The organism is Microbacterium sp. MPR-TSA4 (assembly GCF_058792815.1).
In genome coordinates, this window is sequence record NZ_JBXAFF010000015.1 from 50422 (window position 1) to 68774 (window position 18353).

Here is an 18353-nt window from a genome sequence, read left to right on the forward strand (position 1 = left end):
GTGCGCGGTCAGGGGGTGAGCGGCGGCGGTGGAGGAGGTGATGATGATGCTCCCGACGGGACGGACTCGAGTGGGCGTTAATCGTTATACTAATCACGTTCCCTTCCGATCCGAATCCGACTGGACCCGCGTGCTCGTCTGCCTCTCCGCCCATCAGCGCACCACTCCCCTCGAGGCGTTGGAGCGGCTGTCGGTCGTCGGAAACACCGTCGCGACCGACCTGACGGCGGCGCACGAGAGCATCCGCGGAGCGGTCGTGCTGGCCACCTGCAACCGGTTCGAGGCCTACTTCGACCTGGCCGACGGGCCCGACGAGGCCTCGCCGCTGCCGGCGATGGATGCCGCGATGGAACGCCTCGCCGAGCTGTCGGCGCTCCCCTTCCGCGACGTGCGCGAGACGGTCGACTTCGCGCACGGCAACCACGTCGCGCAGCATCTCTTCTCGGTGGCGTCGGGCCTGGACTCGGTCGCCGTCGGCGAGGACGAGATCGCCGGACAGGTGCGCCGCGCCCTCGACGCCGCCCGGCGGGAGGGGGTCACGACCGCACCCCTCGAGCATCTCTTCCAGCGCGCGACGGAGACCTCGCGCGCCGTCAAGAACTCGACCAGGCTCGGCGAGTCGGGCCGATCGCTCGTGCGGCTGGCCGTCGAGCTCGCCGGCTCCCGCCTCGGCTCCTGGGAACAGGCCCGCGTGCTCCTGATCGGCACGGGGCGCTACGCCGCGGCATCCCTCGCGGCCCTGCGCGACGTCGGCGCCGTCGACATCCGCGTGCACTCGCGCTCCGGACGCGACCGCTTCGCGAAACGGGAGCACCTGACGGCGGTGTCGGCCGAGGACTTCGCCGCCGAGGCCGCCCGCGCCGACGTCATCGTCACCTGCACGACCACGACCGACACCTACGCCCTCGACGTGGAGAACCACGGCGCCGCGCGCGCCGGACTGGCCACGCCGCAGCTGATCATCGATCTCGGGATGCCGCGCAACGTCGATCCGGGGCTCCGATCGCTTCCGGAGATCGAGCTGCTCGACCTCGACACCATCCGCGTGCACGCACCGATCGACGAGTTCGCCACCATCGGCGAGGCCCGCCTGATCGTGCAGACCGCGGCGCAGCGTCACGCGATGGCGCGGCGCGTGCACGAGGTGGCACCGGCGGTGGTCCACATGCGCACCCACGTTCAAGCGGTGCTCGACCGCGAGCTCGAGCGGGCGCGCACCCGCGGCGGGAGCGCGGAGACCGAGGCCGCCCTGCGGCACTTCTCCGGCGCGCTGCTGCACGGGCTGATCTCCCAGGGGCACACGCTGGCCGCCGCGGGCTCCGGAACGGCCTGGACCCACGCGGTGGACACCGTCTTCCCCGCCGCCGGCGATCCCCGCACCCGCACGGATGCCGGCGACGCGCGCGACCACGGCGACGGCGACGGCGGACGCGGATGACACGCGTCACGCTCCGCGACGTCGCCGCGCGGGCGGGGGTGTCGACGGCGGCGATCAGCCAGGCGCTCAACGGCCGCGGCAACCTCAGCGCGGAGACGCGGGAGCGCATCAAGGCCGTCGCGGCCGAACTGGGCTACGCGCCCAACAAGCACGCGAGTGCGCTGCGCAGCGGCCGCACGATGTCGATCGGCTTCGTCATGGCCGCCAACTCGCTGCAGGACGGGCGCCGGGCGCTGCAGCGCGCACGCCAGCTCGACGCGCTCGTCGAGGCGGGGGCGACGCGGGGCTTCACCGTGACGGTGCTGCCCGACAGCCGCCCCGACCTCCTGTCGGGCGCGCAGATCGACGCGCTCTACTTCCCCGACCCCGCCGATGACCGCACGATCCTGCGCGACGCCGTTGCCGCCGGCATCCCCGTCGCCGCGAACGACCTCACCGTCCCCGGCGGAGTGCTGACGATCCGCACCGGCTACGCCGCGGCCGTGCGCGCGGGCCTCGCGCATCTGGCCGACGCCGGAGCGCAGCGCATCGGGTTCCTCGTGGACGAGAGCGAGGTCCCGCGCGACCAGCTCGGCGAGAGCGCCTACCTGGCCTGGAGCGCCCTCAACGGGCGCACACCGTTGGTGGCCCGGGTGGATGCCGGGCGCCGACGCCTCGTGCCCGCGCTGCACGAGCTCCTGGATGCCGACGTCGACGCCGTCTTCGCGTACTGCGAGGAGGGGCCGGAGATCTACCTGCACCTGGAGGAGATCGACACGGTCATGCCGCGCGACGTGCAACTGCTCGTCCTGTGCACGATCGACTGCGAGATGAACACCCGACTGGGCGTCACCCACCTGTGCCTGCACCCCGAGAAGGCCCCCGAGGTCATGTTCGCCGCGCTCGACGCCGGCGAGGCGCCGCGCTCGATCGAGCTGCCCTACGAGCTCGTCCGCGGCTCGACCACCCGCTGAGCCCGACGGCCGGCGCGGCCTGCCGCCCGCCGACTCGTCCCGAACTCCTCCAACGACGCCGGCCCGCGGCCGCGGAGCCCCGGTTTCGCGGCGTCCGCCGCGCGGCGGTCATGATTCTGGAGGAGTTCGGCACGTCGGCGGCCGCACCTACGATGTCAGGATGCCCACGCTCGGAACCCGCCGCCCCCTCGGCGAGATCGTCGCGCCGCGCCGCCTCGGCCGCGACTTCCGCTGGCTGCTGGCCTCGTCGTGGACGAGCAACCTCGGCGACGGCATCGCACTGTCGGCATCCCCGTTGCTCATCGCCTCGCTGACGAGCTCGCCGATCCTCGTCGCCGCCGGGGCGATGATGCAGTATCTGCCGTGGCTGCTGTTCGGACTGTTCGCGGGCTCCGTCGCCGACCATCACGACCGCCGCCGCATGGTGATCGTCGCGAACGCCCTGCGCGCGCTCGTCGTCGCGGGCCTCGTCGCCTTCCTCGTGACCGGCGCCGTCAGCGTGTGGATCGTGCTGGTGGCCGCGTTCCTGTACGGCACGGCGGAGGTGTTCGCCGACACGGCCGGCAGCACGCTGCTGCCGATGCTCGTCCGCCCCGCGGATCTCGGTCTCGGCAACGCCCGGCTGCAGGCCGGCTACCTGGTCGCGAACCAGCTCGCCGGTCCGCCGCTCGGCGCCTTCCTGTTCGCGATGGGATCGTTCTGGCCGTTCGTCACCCAGATCGTCTGCGTGACACTGGCCATCGTGCTCATCGCACGGATCGCCCGTACGCCGATCCCCGAGCGCGAAAAGACTGATGCCGAGCGGCCCGCTCAGCCGATCCGCGAGGGCCTTCGCTGGCTGCGCGCGAACCCGCCGGTGCGCACGCTCGTGATGATCATCCTGGTCTTCAACATCACCTGGGCCGCCCCCTGGGGCATCCTCGTCCTGTACGCCACCGACCACCTCGGCATGGGGCCGGTCGGCTACGGAGCGCTGACGACGGCATCCGCGCTGGGTGGGCTCGTCGGGATCGGGATCTTCGGCGCGCTGGAGAGGCGCGTCTCGTTCGCGACGCTCATGCGGGTGTGTCTGACGCTCGAAGTGGTCATGCATCTCGCCTTCGCGCTGACGACGGTGCCGGCGATCGCGTTCGTGATCATGTTCGGCTTCGGCGTGTACGCGTTCGTGTGGGCCACGATCTCGACCACCGTCCGCCAGCGCCTCGTGCCGTTGGCGCTGCAGGGCCGCATCGCGTCGGTGAACATGGTCGGCGTCTTCGCCGGGCTCGTGATCGGTCAGGCGCTCGGCGGCGTGATCGCTCAGACCTGGGGCCTCACAGCGCCCTGGTGGTTCGCGTTCGGCGGATCGGCGTTGACGCTCCTCCTCGTCTGGCGCTCGATCTCATCGATCGCCGCGGCGAAGCCGGTGTTGGCAGAGACGGACAGCGGTGCCGACGAGCCCCGGTGACGAGGCACGAACGTCCGCGCGTGCGCGTCTCATCGTGGGAGGGTCGTGATCCCCAGGTGGAGAAACGGCAGACTGTCCCGCGGCAGCACGATCGTGCAGACGACACTGTCGTCTGCACGGAACCCGAAAGCGTAGACGAACGGGTCGGTGTCGATGTGCAGGCCGGAGCGGTCGCGGCCGTCGACGGTGAGCGAGGCCGGGGCCACCGACGTCGGCGTCGCGCGCCAGCCGCCGTCATCCGGGAAACCTGTGGGAATCGCCGGCAGCCCCAGCTCCTCGCGGTAGACGTTACGCAGCACGTCATTTGTGTGGTCGACGAGCAGCGGGGCGAGCGCATGCCTCTCCGGGTCGGGCGATGCCTGCCACGCCGTGCGGACGGCGCTCCACAGCATCGGGTATCGGAGGAACTGGGCCTGTTCGACGAGCCAGGCTGGTCGCCCCCACGGCGGTTCCTCCTCGATGGAACGCCGTGTCTGCTCGTCGAGTTCGATCTCATTCCTCGGATCGGACCGGTCCTCGGGGTACCGCCACAGTGTGTAGGAGAACTCCACCGTCAGCTCTTCGTGACCTGCCCACCCCGAACTCTCCGTGAAGCCCGTGATCGGCAGACGTGTGATGCCCGGTTGCGGGCGCAACTGGAAGACCGGGAACGCGACGGCGCGCAGCCGCGCGTCCGAGGCGACTCTCGGATCGGGCGCGTCTTCCGGGAGGACCCCGCCGAACTCCATATCCCCAGTGTGCCGGACGGCGGGCGATGCCGGGGGGCGAGGAGAGCGAGTGGGCCGATCGGCGCCGCTCAGTCCTCGAACGCGCCGTAGACCTCGAGCGTGTTGGCCGCCAACTGCGCGCACAGCTCGTCGAGCGGCATCCCGAGCTCCTCGGCCATGAAGCGCACCGTCACCGGGATCAGGTACGGCGCGTTCGGCCGACCGCGCAGCGGCGTGGGCGTGAGGAACGGCGCGTCGGTCTCGACGAGGATCCGCTCGCGCGGCGTCACCGCCAGCGCGTCGCGCAGGTTCTGCGCGTTCTTGAAGGTGATGTTGCCCGCGAAGCTCAGCCAGTAGCCGCGGTCGGCGGCGATGCGCGCCATGTCGGCGTCGCCGGAGAAGCAGTGGAACACCGTCCGCTCGGGGGCACCGACCCGCTCCAGCGTCTCCAGCACGGCCTCGTGCGCGTCGCGGTCGTGGATCTGCATCGCGATGGCGTGCTTCTTCGCCAGCGCGATGTGCGCCTCGAAGCTCTCGAACTGCGCGGGACGTCCCGTCTCCTCGGTGCGGAAGAAGTCCAGCCCCGTCTCGCCGATCGCGCGCACGCGCGGCTGCGCGGCGAGCTCGTCGATCACCGCGATCGCCTCGGCGAGCATGCCTCGCTCGGCATACGCGGGTGCCTCGTTGGGATGGATCGCCACCGCCGCCAGCACGCGGGGGTGGGATGCCGCGGCCCACGCCGACCACCGGCTCGACTCGATGTCGCCGCCGGCCTGCACGGCCCCGATCACGTTCACCTCGACCGCGCGACGCAGCTGCTCGTCGAGCGGCAGCCCCTCGCCGTCCTCGATCTCCAGGTGCGTGTGGTTGTCGTACACCGGCACGGGCAGGGGCTCCGGCGCCGGCGGGTACGAGACGTCGCGCGCGCTCTTCTCACGCACGCGGACGTACGTCGACGGATCAACGGCGTCGCTCACCGGCATCCCCTCTCTTCTTCGTTCCGGCGCACTGGCCCCGCCGCGCCTCCGTGTCCCACTCTCTGTCGAATAGCGCACCCCCAGGGAGCATCTTTGGGGACATGCCGCGCCGCAAGTGGGACACAGACGGGCGGGACGGGCGGGAATTCCTACTGGTCGATGCGCGGGAACAGCGGCTCGAGCCCGTTCACGCTCGTACCGGGGACGAGCACGCCCCAACTCCCGGCCTCACGCAGCGGCTGGTCCTGGAGACGCCCCGCATGCCCGAGCGCCACCCACAGCTTCTGCGTCGCCACCGGCATCACCGGGCTGAGCAGCACCGCGAGGGCGCGCAGACCCTCCGCCGCCGTGTACAGCACCGTTGCGAGGCGCGCGCGCTGGGCGTCGTCCTTCGCCAGCGCCCACGGCGCGTTCTCGGTGATGTAGCCGTTCAGCGCATCCACGATCGTCCAGATCGCGGCGATGGCCTCGTCGGGACGGAACCGCTCCATGGCCGCATCGGCGGCCGACGCGGCATCCGCCACGATCTTCTGGATGCCGAGGTCGCCCTCCGTGTACGCGGCCGGCGGCGGCACGATGCCCTCGAAGTACTTCTCGATCATCGCGGTCGTGCGCGAGGCGAGGTTGCCGAAACCGTTCGCGAGCTCGGCCTGGTAGCGCGCCGACAGGTCCTCCCACGAGAACGAGCCGTCCTGGCCGAACGCGATCGCCGAGAGGAAGTAGAACCGGTACGCATCCGAACCGAACACGTCGGTGATCTCGGTCGGGGCGATGCCGGTCAGCTTGGACTTCGACATCTTCTCACCGCCGACGAGCAGCCACCCGTGGGCGAACACTCCGCGGGGCACGTCGAGCCCGGCCGCCATCAGCATGGCGGGCCAGATGACGGCGTGGAAGCGGAGGATGTCCTTGCCGACCACGTGGTAGGCCGGCCAGCGCCGCGCGAACTGGTCGGGATCGGTGCCGTACCCGACCGCGGTCGCGTAGTTGAGCAGCGCGTCGACCCACACGTAGATGACGTGTGACGGGTCCCACGGCACGGTGATGCCCCAGTCGAACGCCGAGCGGGAGATCGACAGGTCCTTCAGCCCGGACCGCACGAACGAGACCACCTCGTTGCGCGCCGACTCGGGCCGCACGAAGTCGGGCTCGGTCTTGTAGAGCTCCAGCAGGCGGTCCTGGAACTCGCTCAGCTTGAAGAAGTAGTTCTTCTCCTGCAGCAGCTCCAACGGCTTGGAGTGGATCGCGCAGACCTTGAGGCCCTCGAACGCCCCGGTGCCGTCGACGATCTCCGCCTCGGGCTTGAACTCCTCGCAGCCGACGCAGTACAGCGCCTCGTACTCGCCCGCGTAGATGTAGCCGCGGTCGTAGAGCGCCTTCACGAACTGCTGCACGCGCTCCTCGTGGCGCGGCTGCGTCGTGCGGATGAAGTCGTCGTTGGCGACGTCGAGCGTCTTCAGCAGCGGGAACCACGACTCGGTGACGAGCTTGTCGACCCACTCCTGCGGCGTCACGCCGTTCGCGGCCGCCGCGCGGAGCATCTTCTGCCCGTGCTCATCGGTGCCGGTGAGCATCCAGGTGTCGTCTCCCGCCTGGCGATGCCAGCGCGCGAGGGTGTCGACGGCGACCGTCGTGTACCCGTGGCCGATGTGCGGCAGATCGCTCGGGTAGTAGATCGGCGTCGTGATGTAGAAGGACTGACCAGATGTCACCCGTCGATTCTAGTTCGGGGCGACTGTCGCCTCCCCCGTGTGACGACGCCGCGGAGCCCTTACGCGCCGTCAGGCGCTCTCGCGGACGATCAGCGTCGTGGGAAGGACGACGGCGTCGCGCTGGCGGCCGGCGATGGCGTCCATGACCATCTCGACCATGGTCGCGCTGATCTGCGCCCAGGGCTGGCGGATCGTGGTCAGAGGCGGCGTGTGCGCCTCGGCGAGACCCGAGTCGTCGAAGCCGGCGAGCGCGATGTCCTGCGGGATGCGACGCCCCTGCGCGGCGAGCGTCTGCGCCGCGCCGACGGCGAGCAGGTCGCTCGCCGCGAACACGGCATCCACGTCGGGGGCACGCTCCAGGAGGCGGGACATCGCCGCGGCGCCGGCGTCGCGCGTGAACGCCACGACCTCGACGAGGTCCTCGTCGAAGCGCTCACCGAGCTCCTCGCGGAAGCCGTCGAGGCGGAAGCGTCCGCTGGGGGTGTCCAGCGGCCCGGTGATCAGGGCGATGCGGCGGTGTCCGGCATCCATGAGGTGCCGCGTCATCGTGCGCGCCGAGCCCACCTCGTCGATCGCGACGTGCGGCACGGCGAGACCTTCCCACAGGGGGATGCCGGAGCACACCGTCGGCACGCCGGCGTTCACGAGCGAGCCGAGCAGATCGTCGGAGTCGTGCGAGGAGACGAGCAGCACGCCGTCGACGTGACCGGCGCGGACGTAGCGTTCGGCGTTGGCCTGCTCGCGCTCGGTGTCGGCGATGAGGAGCACGAGCGTCATCCCCCGCTCGGAGACCGCGTCGGTCGCGCCGCGCAGCAGCAGCGCCATGTTCGGGTCGGACAGGAGGACGTGCTGCGACTCGGTCAGCAGGAAGGCGAGGGAGCCGGTCTTCCCGGTCGCAAGGCTCCGCGCCGCCTGGTTGGTGGTGTAGCCCGTGGAGACGATCGCGGCGTCGACGGCGGCCCGAGCCTCGGGCGACACCCAGTGTCCGCCGTTGAGCACACGCGACACCGTTCCGTACGAGACGCCGGCCGCCGCGGCCACGTCGCGGATGGTCGGCTTCCTCGGCACGTCGCTCGGTGTCACGAGAGCCGACTCTACCGGTGTCTACAACGATTCCCGCTCGAAGAGCACCCCTCACTGTAACCGATCACAGTCGGGAGACTGTAACCGGTCACAGTTCGATAACGAAGCCGTTATCTTTCGATTTCCGACCGCACAATTGAGGGCGTTCGCACCCGGTGCGACATCACCCCAGGGCGGCGGAGCAGCCGAGCTACGGCCCCTCTCCCCCTGTGATCCCAGAGAGAGGCACACCGATGAAGGTGAAGAAGAAGGGCGCCGTCGCCCTCGGACTGCTCGTCGCGTCGGGCATCCTGGCACTGGCCGGCTGCTCCGGCGGCTCGAGTGCACAGCCCACCGGCAGCGCAGACGCGGGGGCCGCGACCAGCGGCCAGCTGACCGTCTGGGTCGACGCCGACCGCGCACGCGCACTGGAGGACGTCGCGAAGAAGTTCGAGCAGGACAAGGGCGTGAAGGTCAACCTCGTCGTCAAGGACTACGGCAAGATCCGCGACGAGTTCACCGCGCAGGTTCCGACCGGGAAGGGCCCGGACATCACCATCGGCGGCCACGACTGGATCGGCGCGTTCGTCAAGGACGGCATCGTCGCCCCGGTCGAGCTCGGCGACAAGGCCGCCGACTTCGAGAAGGTCGCCGTCGAAGCCGTCACCTACGAAGGCAAGACCTACGGACTGCCCTACGCGATCGAGAACATCGCGGTGCTGCGCAACACCGCGCTGGCCGACTCGACCCCGGCCACCTACGACGAGATGATCGCCAAGGGCCGCGCCGCCGGCACGGAGTACCCGTTCGTCGTCGGACTCGACCCGCAGGCATCCGACCCGTACCACCTCTACCCGTTCCAGACGTCGTTCGGCACCTCGGTGTTCGCCCGCAACGCCGACGGCTCCTACGACGCCGGCAAGCTCACCATCGGCGACGAGGGCGGACAGAAGTTCGCCGCCTGGCTCGCCGCGCAGGGCGACACCGGCACCAAGGTGCTGAACCTGAACCTCTCCGGCGACCTCGCCAAGGAGGCCTTCAACGCCGGCAAGTCGCCGTACTTCCTGACCGGCCCGTGGAACGTCGCGGATGCCCAGAAGGCCGGCATCGACGTCGCCGTCGACGCCATCCCCACCGCGGGCGGCGGCGACGCCCAGCCGTTCGCCGGCGTGCAGACGTTCTTCCTCAGCGCCAAGAGCAGCAACGCCCTCATCGCCAACGAGTTCCTGGTCAACTACATCGCCACCGCCGATGTCCAGACGGCGCTCTTCCAGGCTGGCGGACGTCCGCCGGCACTGACCGCCGCCTTCGAGGCCGCGCAGTCCGACCCGATCGTCGAGGGCTTCGCGAAGGTCGGCGCGAACGCCGTGCCGATGCCCTCGATCCCGCAGATGGGCTCGGTCTGGGACGACTGGGGCAAGACGGAGGCCGCCCTCATCAAGGGCGTCTCCGACCCGACCGCGGAGTGGACCACGATGGCCGACTCGATCACGAGCAAGCTCGGCTGATCCCGCGAGGAGGGGCGGCCGCCCCCCCCCCCCCCACCGCTCCCCCACCCTTTCCGACAGGAGTCGAAGATGACTGGCCCCACCATCGCCGCGCCGCCCCCGACGCGTGCGCCCGAAGACCGCGCCGCCGCTCGGCGCCGCAGACGCGCCGAGGCCTGGGCGGAAGCCGCCGGCGCCGGCTGGAAGGTGTGGCTGGTCAAGATCGTCTGCCTCGGCATCATCGACGCGATGGCGGTCTACGCGATCCTGGTGCTGCTGACCAAGGACAGCCTCCTCGTCGCCGCCGTCGTCGCCCTCGGCATCCTCGCGATCAACGTCGTGTACCTGAAGCCGGGCCTGCTTCCCGCGAAGTACCTGACCCCCGGGCTCGTCTTCCTCTTCGTCTTCCAGATCTTCGTCGTCCTGTACTGCATCTACATCGCCTTCACCAACTACGGCTCGGGCCACGTGTCCAGCAAGGACGATGCGGTCAACGCGCTCCTCATCCAGAACCAGCAGCGCGTCGAGGACTCCGCCGCCTACCCCGTGTCGGTGCTCGAGAAGGACGGCGCCCTCTTCTTCCTGGTCACCACGCCGGACGGACAGGCCGAGATCGGCGGCGCCGACCGGCCTCTCGCCGCGGCGCCGGATGCCGAGTTCTCGGGCGACCGCGCCGTCTCGCTGCCCGGCTACACGACGCTGGACTTCGCCCGTCTCGTCGCCGACCAGCAGGCCGTGTCCGCGATGGCCGTGCCCTTCTCGGACGATCCGAACGACGGCACGCTGCAGACCCGCGACGGCTCGACGGCCTACCAGTACGTCTCGACGCTCGTGTGGGACGCGGATGCCGACACGATGACGAACACCGACACCGGTGTCGTCTACACCGACAACGGCAACGGCTCGTTCGCGTCCGCCGATGGGCAGACCCTCGCCACCGGCTGGCAGGTCTGGGTCGGCGGCGACAACTTCGTACGGGCGTTCACGACCGAGTCCATCCGGGGCCCGTTCCTCGCGGTGCTCGTCTGGACGTTCGTGTTCGCGATCCTGTCGGTGGCGACCACGTTCGCCCTCGGCCTGTTCCTGGCGATCGTGTTCAACGATCCGCGGATGAAGAGCAAGAAGTACTACCGGGTCATCATGATCCTGCCCTACGCCTTCCCCGCCTTCCTGTCCGCCCTGGTCTGGCAGGGCATGTTCAACCAGGACTTCGGCTTCATCAACCAGACGCTCCTGGGCGGGGCGTCGATCCCGTGGCTGCAGGACCCTCTGCTGTCCAAGATCTCCATCCTGGTCGTGAACCTCTGGCTCGGCTTCCCCTACATGTTCCTCGTCACCACGGGGGCGATCCAGGCCATCCCCGACGACATCCAGGAGGCCGGCCGCGTCGACGGCGCGGGTGTGTGGCAGATCTTCCGCCACATCAAGTTCCCGCTGCTGCTGGTGTCGGTCGCGCCGCTGTTGATCTCGTCGTTCGCCTTCAATTTCAACAACTTCAACCTGATCTACATGCTGACCGGCGGCGGGCCGCGGTTCGCGGACGCCACCATCAACGTGGGCGCGAGCGACATCCTCATCTCGATGGTCTACAAGGTGGCCTTCGTCGGCGCGGAGCGCGACTACGGACTGGCCAGCGCGTTCTCGATCATCATCTTCGTGCTGGTGGCGGTCATCTCCTACCTCAGCTTCCGCCAGACCAAGGTTCTCGAGGAGCTGAACTGACATGACCGTCCCGGACACCCTCCCCCGCACCGCCGAAGCACCGGCGGCACCCGCCGCGACGGCCGCGACGCACCCGCGGCGCCCCTTCGGCCGCTGGTTCCGCGAGACCGGCTGGCGCCACCTCGTCGGCATCGTCATGCTCGTGTTCGCGGCGTTCCCGCTCGTCTACGTGCTGTCGGCGTCGCTGAACCCCGGCGGAACGCTGCTGACGGCCAACAGCCTGTTCGCCAAGGTCGACATCGGCAGCTACATCGCCCTCTTCCAGGATCCGCTGCGGCCCTACGGCAACTGGTTCGTGAACTCCGTGTTCATCGGGCTCACGACCTCGTTCTTCACGGTCGTGCTGTGCGCGCTCGCCGCGTATGCGTTCTCGCGTCTGCGGTTCTCGGGGCGCCGGTTCGGACTGCTCACGCTGCTGCTGGTACAGATGTTCCCGCAGCTGCTCGCCGTCGTCGCGATCTTCCTGCTGATGAGCGCGATCGGCGACATCTTCCCGGCACTGGGACTCAACTCCCAGATCGGACTGATCATGGTCTACCTGGGCGGGGCGCTCGGGGTGAACACGTTCCTCATGTACGGGTTCTTCAACACCGTCCCGGCCTCGATCGACGAGGCCGCGAAGATCGACGGGGCGGGGCACGCCCGCATCTTCTTCACGATCATCCTGCGCCTGGTGGCGCCGGTGCTCGCCGTGATCGGGCTGCTCTCGTTCATCGGCACGATGAACGACTTCCTGATCGCCTCGGTCATCCTCGTCGATCCCGACAAGCAGACGCTGGCCGTGGGGCTGTATCAGTTCGTGTCGCAGGAGACCGCGCGCAACTGGAGCGTCTTCGCCGCCGGGGCCGTGCTCGCCGCCATCCTGCCGATGGCGCTCTTCCTGTCGCTGCAGCGCTTCATCGTCGGCGGCCTCACGGCCGGCTCGGTGAAGTAGGGCTCCGCCGCTCGGCGGCGCCAGCAGACCACACGCCACCAGTACACAATCAGAGGGCTCTGTCACGGACCTCCGTGCAACCACGTCGCATCCATCGCCGACGTGCGCGTCGGCATCCTTCCGGAGGTTCTCATGATCGATCCCGCACGCCCGCACCACGACGGCTCGCCGTTGCACGTCTCGCACGCCGACCCCGCGCTGGGCGACGAGGTCACCGTCCGCCTGCGCGTCCCCGCGCACTACGGACCGGTCGTCCGCGTCGTCGTGCGCAGCAACCCGGACCACGAGCCGGCCTGGGTCGAGGCCGTGCACGACGGCACCGCCGAGGGATGGGAGTGGTGGTCGGCGCGCATCGTGGTCGCCAACCCCCGCCACGGCTACCGCTTCCACCTCGTCGCGGCGGACGGCCGGGTCGAGGTGCTCAGCCAGGCAGGACTGTCCGACATCGACGCCCTCGATGCGCAGGACTTCGCCCTGGTCGCCGGGAACCCGCCGCCCACCTGGATGACCGACACCGTGCTGTACCAGATCTTCCCGGACCGCTTCGCGCGCTCCGCCGCGGCGGACGATCGCCCCGCCCCGCCGTGGGCGCTGCCGGCGGCGTGGGACGAACCGCTGGATCCGACCCACCCCGGTCGCAGCCGCCAGCTCTACGGCGGCGACCTGGACGGTGCCGTCGAGAAGCTCGACCACCTCGTCGACCTCGGCGTCACGGCGCTCTACCACACGCCCGTCTTCCCGGCCGAGTCCAACCACCGCTACGACGCGTCCCGTTTCGACCTCATCGATCCGCTGCTCGGCGGCGACGACGCGTATCGCCGGCTCATCACGGCGGCGCACGGCCGCGGCATCCGCGTGATCGGCGACCTGACGACCAACCACTCCGGAGTGGCGCACGAGTGGTTCCGCGCCGCCTACGGGTCTCCGGAGGCCCCCGAAGCCGCGTTCTACTACTTCCGCGACGAGGCCCACACCGTTTACGAGACCTGGCTGGATGCCGCGACGCTGCCCAAGTTCGACTGGAGCTCGGCGGAGCTGCGCCGCCGCTTCATCGAGGGCCCCGAGTCGGTCGTCGCCCGCTGGCTGACGGCCCCCTACGGCATCGACGGGTGGCGCATCGACGTCGCCAACATGACGGGCCGTCTCGGCGCCGAGGACCGCAACGCGCAGGTACGCCAGACACTGCGACGCACCATGGTCGAGGTGGCGCACGACACCCTGCTGCTCGCGGAGTCCACCAACGACGCGGCGAGCGACCTGCAGGGCGACGCCTGGCACGGCGGGATGACGTATCCGGCGTTCACCCGGGGCGTCTGGGCCTGGCTGGCCGAACCGCGCTCCCTCCCGCACCGCGGGTTCGACGGGCGCGTCACCGACGAGATGTGGTTCTTCGGTCTGCCGACGGGGATGCCGCACTACACCGCGGAGCAGTTCGTCCGACAGCTGCAGCGCTTCACGAGCCAGATCCCGTGGCGCGTGCAGCTGGGCACCATGAACGCACTCGACACCCACGACACGGCCCGTTTCGCGACGTACGCGACGGAGGAGTCGATCGTGCCGGCGGTGGGGCTGTCGATGACCCTCCCCGGCATCCCGGTCGTCTACGCGGGCGACGAGTTCGGCCTCGAGGCGGTCGACGGCGAGATGAGCCGGACGCCGATCCCCTGGGACCGGGCCGACGAGCCCGCGATCGCCGCCCGCATCGCGCTCTACCGCGAGCTCATCGGGCTGCGCCGAGGCCACCGCGCACTCTCGACCGGCGGCCTGCGCTGGCTGCACGCCGACGCCGGCTCCGTCGCCTTCGTGCGCGAGAGCGCCGAAGAGGCGGTGCTCGTGGTCGCCGCCTCCACCGACCTCGACGTGATCCTGCCCAGCGGCGCGCTCATCGGCGCCGACGCGGCACGGCCGCTGTACGGCGCGGTCCGCCTCGACGCCGACCCGAGCGGCGCGGTGCGGCTGCGCGGCACGGGCGCGTCGTTCGCCGCGTGGGCGCTTCCCGGCGTCGACGCGCCCGCCGCCCGCGCGACGTCCGCCGAATCCACGCCGGAGGCGTTCGCCCAGCTCGGCGGACCGGAGCTCTGACCGGATCCCCCGGTCATCGGGCGGCGAGCACCGCCTGGTAGAGGTCGCGGCTCGACAGCCCCGTCGCGGCCGCGACCTCGGCCGCCGCATCCTTCAGCCGCACACCGTCGGCCACGAGCGCCTGCACGTGTGCGACGGCGTCCGCGGCGGACACTTCCCGGGCGGGCGCGCCGCCCACCACGAGGACGATCTCGCCGCGGACGCCGCCGGACGCCCACGCCGCCAGCGCCCCGACGCCGTCGCGCACGACCTCCTCGTGGAGCTTCGTGAGCTCACGGCACAGCGCCGCGGGGCGGTCGGCGCCGAACGCGGCGGCCATGGCCTCCAGCGTCTCCGCGACCCGCGAGGGCGCCTCGAAGAAGACCATCGTGCGCGGCTCCGCGGCGAGCAGACCCAGTGCACGCGCCCGCTCCCCCGCCTTGCGCGGAAGGAAACCCTCGAAGGTGAACCGGTCGGTCGGCAGCCCTGCCACGGCGAGCGCGGTCACCACCGCGCTCGGACCGGGCAGTGCGGTCACGGTCACGCCTTGCGCGACCGCCTCCGCGACCAGGCCGAATCCGGGGTCGCTGACGGTGGGCATGCCGGCGTCGCTGAGGACGAGCAGGTCTTCGTCGCGGGCACGGGCGACGAGCTCGGCCGCGCGCTGCTTCTCGTTGTGGTCGTGGAGCGCCACGAGGCGGGGCCGATTGGCGATGCCGAGCGCCTGCAGCAGCCGCACCGTCGTGCGGGTGTCCTCCGCCGCGATCACCGTCGCCTGCTCCAGGGCCGCGACCAGCCGCGGCGAGGCGTCGCCCAGATTGCCGATGGGAGTCGCGCCGAGGATGATCACCGCTTCAGCTTAGGCTTGTGGCCGTGTCGACCACCGCCGAGTCGCTTCCGCCGCTGCTGCCGCCCGCGCGCACGTCCGCCTACGACCGCTGGCGCGAGCGCGTCGCCGCCGAGCCCCGCCTCCAGCGGCTGTACGCCTGGCTGGCGCCGCTGCTGGTCACGCTGCTCGCCGGCATCCTGCGCTTCGGGAACCTGGGGCATCCGCACGCCCTCGTCTTCGACGAGACGTACTACGTGAAAGACGCGTGGAGCCAGTGGAACCTGGGCTACGCCGCGACCTGGCCGGACGGCGCCGACGCACGCTTCGCGGCGGGCGAGACCGGCATCTTCACGACGGATCCGAGCTTCGTCGTGCACCCGCCGCTGGGCAAGTACCTCATCGGCATCGGGATGTGGCTGTTCGGCCCGGACAGCTCGTTCGGGTGGCGGTTCATGACCGCTCTGTTCGGCACGGCGTTGGTGCTGCTGCTGTTCCTGGTCGCCAAGACCCTCACCGGCTCGACCGTGTTCGCGACCGTGACGTCGTTCCTGCTGGCGATCGACGGTCTGGGGATCGTGATGAGCCGGGTGGCCCTGCTCGACGTGTTCCTCGCGTTCTTCGTGCTCCTCGCCTTCTGGTTCGCGCTCCTCGACCGCCGCCGCCATCTCGATCGCCTCGCCGCCGCGACGGTCGCGCTCCGGGCAGGCGACGCCCCGCCGGCGTGGGGCGCCGTGCTGTGGAACCGCCCGTGGATCATCGCGGCCGGCGCCGCGGCGGGAGCGGCGACGGCCGTCAAATGGTCGGGCGTGTGGGTGCTCGCCGGGATCGGGATCTACCTCGTCGTCACCGACGCCCTCGAACGCCGCCGGCTCGGGGTGACCTTCTGGCCGATGGATGCCGTGCGGCAGGGGCTCGTCTCGTTCGTGCTGCTGGTGCCCGCCGCCGCCGTCGTCTACCTGGGCTCGTGGAGCGGATGGCTGCTCAGCGACGGCGGTTACGACCGCAACGCCGCCGAGATCAGCCCCGCCACGGGACTGTTCTCCTGGGTGCCGCTGCCCATCCAGAGCCTGTGGACCTATCACCAGACGATCTACGGATCGATGGTCGGGATGACATCTCCCCACAGCTACTCCAGCGCCGCCTGGGCGTGGCCGTTCCTGTGGCGGCCCACCTCGATGTACGCCTTCTCCAGCGCCGACGGGCAGAACGGGTGCACCGGCGACAACGGCTGTCTGCAGATCCTCTACAGCATGCCCAATCCGCTGCTGTGGTACGCCTCGGTGATCGCGGCCCTCTACCTCGTCTACCGTTTCGCGGTCGATCGCAACTGGCGCCACGCGGTCGTACTCGTGGGCATCGCGGCCACGTGGGTGCCGTGGCTGCTGTACCCCGAGCGGACCGTGTTCCAGTTCTACACGATCGCGATCTGGCCGTTCCTGCTGCTGGCGCTCGCGTTCGCGCTCCGCGAGATCGCCGGTGCGGCCCATGCCGAACCCGCGCGCCGCACGGCCGGACAGCGCGTGGTGATCGTGTTCCTCGTCGTCGCCGTCGTCCTGTCGGCGTTTTGGTATCCGCTCTGGTCGGCGATGCAGGTGCCGTACGACTTCTACCGGCTGCACAACTGGATGCAGGGCTGGGTCTGACCCCGCGCGCGAGCTCCACCGGGGCGACGGGATGCCGCCCCGGTGGAGCCGGGCGTCAGTTGACCTCGTCCGGGTGGGCCGAGACGCGACCGCCGCGCTCGAGCGCCGTGATGGCCGCCGCCTCGTCCGCGGTCAGCGCGAAGTCGAACAGGTCGAGGTTCTCGCGGATGCGCTCGGGGTTGTTCGACTTCGGGAAGATGATGTGGCCCTGCTCGATGTGCCAGCGCAGCACGACCTGGGCGGGCGTCTTGCCGTGGGCCGCGGCCGCGGCGGCGACGGGCTCCTCGTCGAACAGCGGGTACTTGCCCTGACCGAGCGGGCCCCACGCCTCGATGAGGATGCCGTGCTCCTTCGCGAACGACGTGACGTCGCGCTGCTGGTAGGCCGGGTGCAGCTCGATCTGGTCGACGGCGGGGGTGACGCCCGTCGCCGCGATGATCTCGGACAGGTGCGCGGGCAGGTGGTTCGAGACGCCGATGCTGCGCGCCTTGCCGGCGTCGCGGATCTGCACCATCTTCTCCCACGCGTTGACGTAGGCGCCGTTGGCCGGCGCCGGCCAGTGCACGAGGTACAGGTCGACGGCCTCGAGGCCGAGCTTCTCGAGGCTCTCGTCGATCGCGGCGAGCGGCTCGTCGCCCCGCTGGCGGTCGTTCCACAGCTTGGTGGTCACGAACAGCTCGTCCCGCGACAGACCGCTCGCGGCGATGGCACGGCCCACGCCCTCCTCGTTGCCGTAGATGGCGGCCGTGTCGATGTGGCGGTAGCCCGCCTCGAGCGCGTCGGAGACGATCCTCTCGGTCTGCGCCGGGTCGACCTTGAAGACGCCGAAGCCGAGCTGGGGGATGGTGTGACCGTCGTTGAGTGTCAGGAGGGGAATCGTCATGTCCTCCAGCGTAGGTGCGCCCGATCGCCCTGCGGGCGGATGCCGCGGCATCCGGGGCATGGGTTGTTCTCCCCATCGCGACGCGTCGAGGGCTCCCCTAGGTTGTCAGGAGGGAGGCGGACAGATGAGCGATCTGAAGATCGATGTGAGCGAGGTCCTGTCGAGCGCGTCGCGCGCCGAGAGGATCGCGGGCGACTTCTCGACGGCCGAGCGCATCGCCGACGAGACGGCGGGCTACACGGGTCACGACGGGCTGGCCGGCAAGGTCCGCGACTTCGGCGGCAAGTGGGACATCGCGCGCGGGAAGCTGGAGGACAACCTCACGTTCATCGCGGACTACCTGCGCGCGGTCGTCGACACCTTCGAGGACCTCGACACCGACCTGGCCGCCGCGGTGCAGCAGAGCCGGTCGGGCGACGCCGCGGCCGCCGCCGACATGCGCGACGCGGCCTCCGCGACCCCCACGCCCGCGCCCGCGCCCGCCCCCCTCCCCCCGCC

General features: G+C 70.5%; 15 protein-coding genes. 9 read left to right on the forward strand and 6 right to left on the reverse strand.

Going from position 1 to position 18353, the window contains the following annotated elements; all coding sequences use genetic code 11:
* The first annotated feature begins 130 nt into the window (after positions 1 to 130).
* The 3 genes from AC1Q49_RS08475 to AC1Q49_RS08485 all read left to right on the forward strand — a co-directional run bounded on the left by AC1Q49_RS08475 (position 131) and on the right by AC1Q49_RS08485 (position 3838).
* Positions 131 to 1438: a glutamyl-tRNA reductase gene (locus AC1Q49_RS08475; RefSeq protein WP_492491591.1), complete on the forward strand. Its 1308-nt coding sequence runs from the start codon at positions 131 to 133 to the stop codon at positions 1436 to 1438.
* Positions 1435 to 2391 (forward strand): LacI family DNA-binding transcriptional regulator, encoded by a 957-nt coding sequence (locus AC1Q49_RS08480; protein ID WP_101305995.1) that lies wholly within the window; start codon positions 1435 to 1437, stop codon positions 2389 to 2391. The genes AC1Q49_RS08475 and AC1Q49_RS08480 overlap by 4 nt, the downstream gene beginning before the upstream one ends.
* A gap of 160 nt (positions 2392 to 2551) precedes the next feature.
* Positions 2552 to 3838 carry an MFS transporter gene (locus AC1Q49_RS08485; RefSeq protein WP_492491593.1) on the forward strand — a complete coding sequence of 429 codons (1287 nt, stop codon included), beginning with the start codon at positions 2552 to 2554 and terminating at the stop codon, positions 3836 to 3838.
* Between the two features lie 29 nt (positions 3839 to 3867).
* On the opposite strand, the gene AC1Q49_RS08490 is transcribed toward AC1Q49_RS08485, so the two are convergent.
* The 4 genes from AC1Q49_RS08490 to AC1Q49_RS08505 all read right to left on the reverse strand — a co-directional run bounded on the left by AC1Q49_RS08490 (position 3868) and on the right by AC1Q49_RS08505 (position 8317).
* Positions 3868 to 4566 (reverse strand): hypothetical protein, encoded by a 699-nt coding sequence (locus AC1Q49_RS08490; RefSeq protein ID WP_492491595.1) that lies wholly within the window; start codon positions 4564 to 4566, stop codon positions 3868 to 3870.
* A gap of 68 nt (positions 4567 to 4634) precedes the next feature.
* Entirely contained in the window at positions 4635 to 5528 is an 894-nt protein-coding gene (locus AC1Q49_RS08495) for a TatD family hydrolase (RefSeq protein ID WP_492491597.1), read from the reverse strand.
* Between the two features lie 143 nt (positions 5529 to 5671).
* Positions 5672 to 7234: a methionine--tRNA ligase gene (gene metG / locus AC1Q49_RS08500; protein ID WP_492491599.1), complete on the reverse strand. Its 1563-nt coding sequence runs from the start codon at positions 7232 to 7234 to the stop codon at positions 5672 to 5674.
* 69 nt (positions 7235 to 7303) lie between these two features.
* Positions 7304 to 8317: a LacI family DNA-binding transcriptional regulator gene (locus AC1Q49_RS08505; protein WP_060959325.1), complete on the reverse strand. Its 1014-nt coding sequence runs from the start codon at positions 8315 to 8317 to the stop codon at positions 7304 to 7306.
* 233 nt (positions 8318 to 8550) lie between these two features.
* Between AC1Q49_RS08505 and AC1Q49_RS08510 the strand changes: the two genes are divergently transcribed.
* From AC1Q49_RS08510 to AC1Q49_RS08525, 4 genes are all read left to right on the forward strand, one after another.
* Complete coding sequence (locus AC1Q49_RS08510; RefSeq protein ID WP_101305990.1) at positions 8551 to 9804, forward strand: sugar ABC transporter substrate-binding protein; 1254 nt, start codon at positions 8551 to 8553, stop codon at positions 9802 to 9804.
* A 69-nt stretch (positions 9805 to 9873) separates the two neighbouring features.
* Positions 9874 to 11505, forward strand: a complete 1632-nt coding sequence (locus AC1Q49_RS08515) for an ABC transporter permease subunit (protein WP_492491602.1) — start codon at positions 9874 to 9876, stop codon at positions 11503 to 11505.
* Position 11506: 1 nt separating this feature from the next.
* A complete protein-coding gene (locus AC1Q49_RS08520; protein ID WP_101305988.1) occupies positions 11507 to 12439 on the forward strand; it encodes a sugar ABC transporter permease in 933 nt (310 codons plus the stop codon).
* A 132-nt stretch (positions 12440 to 12571) separates the two neighbouring features.
* Complete coding sequence (locus AC1Q49_RS08525) at positions 12572 to 14521, forward strand: glycoside hydrolase family 13 protein (RefSeq protein ID WP_101305987.1); 1950 nt, start codon at positions 12572 to 12574, stop codon at positions 14519 to 14521.
* Between the two features lie 13 nt (positions 14522 to 14534).
* Here AC1Q49_RS08525 and rsmI read toward each other — a convergent pair whose 3' ends face one another.
* Positions 14535 to 15350, reverse strand: a complete 816-nt coding sequence (gene rsmI, locus AC1Q49_RS08530) for a 16S rRNA (cytidine(1402)-2'-O)-methyltransferase (protein WP_492491605.1) — start codon at positions 15348 to 15350, stop codon at positions 14535 to 14537.
* A 23-nt stretch (positions 15351 to 15373) separates the two neighbouring features.
* Between rsmI and AC1Q49_RS08535 the strand changes: the two genes are divergently transcribed.
* Positions 15374 to 16972, forward strand: a complete 1599-nt coding sequence (locus AC1Q49_RS08535) for a dolichyl-phosphate-mannose--protein mannosyltransferase (RefSeq protein ID WP_492491607.1) — start codon at positions 15374 to 15376, stop codon at positions 16970 to 16972.
* 55 nt (positions 16973 to 17027) lie between these two features.
* Here AC1Q49_RS08535 and AC1Q49_RS08540 read toward each other — a convergent pair whose 3' ends face one another.
* Positions 17028 to 17855 carry an aldo/keto reductase gene (locus tag AC1Q49_RS08540; protein WP_101305985.1) on the reverse strand — a complete coding sequence of 276 codons (828 nt, stop codon included), beginning with the start codon at positions 17853 to 17855 and terminating at the stop codon, positions 17028 to 17030.
* A gap of 124 nt (positions 17856 to 17979) precedes the next feature.
* Here AC1Q49_RS08540 and AC1Q49_RS08545 point away from each other — a divergent pair.
* On the forward strand, positions 17980 to 18353 hold a 374-nt coding region (locus AC1Q49_RS08545), incomplete at its 3' end, for a hypothetical protein (RefSeq protein ID WP_492491610.1).

Excerpts from the sequence above, each read along its gene's own strand:
- AC1Q49_RS08480 (WP_101305995.1), top strand. The coding sequence starts at position 1,435 with ATGACACGCGTCACGCTCCGCGACGTCGCCGCGCGGGCGGGGGTGTCG.
- AC1Q49_RS08485 (WP_492491593.1), top strand. The coding sequence starts at position 2,552 with ATGCCCACGCTCGGAACCCGCCGCCCCCTCGGCGAGATCGTCGCGCCG.
- AC1Q49_RS08490 (WP_492491595.1), bottom strand. The coding sequence starts at position 4,566 with ATGGAGTTCGGCGGGGTCCTCCCGGAAGACGCGCCCGATCCGAGAGTC.
- AC1Q49_RS08495 (WP_492491597.1), bottom strand. The coding sequence starts at position 5,528 with ATGCCGGTGAGCGACGCCGTTGATCCGTCGACGTACGTCCGCGTGCGT.
- AC1Q49_RS08510 (WP_101305990.1), top strand. The coding sequence starts at position 8,551 with ATGAAGGTGAAGAAGAAGGGCGCCGTCGCCCTCGGACTGCTCGTCGCG.
- AC1Q49_RS08515 (WP_492491602.1), top strand. The coding sequence starts at position 9,874 with ATGACTGGCCCCACCATCGCCGCGCCGCCCCCGACGCGTGCGCCCGAA.
- AC1Q49_RS08520 (WP_101305988.1), top strand. The coding sequence starts at position 11,507 with ATGACCGTCCCGGACACCCTCCCCCGCACCGCCGAAGCACCGGCGGCA.
- AC1Q49_RS08525 (WP_101305987.1), top strand. The coding sequence starts at position 12,572 with ATGATCGATCCCGCACGCCCGCACCACGACGGCTCGCCGTTGCACGTC.
- AC1Q49_RS08540 (WP_101305985.1), bottom strand. The coding sequence starts at position 17,855 with ATGACGATTCCCCTCCTGACACTCAACGACGGTCACACCATCCCCCAG.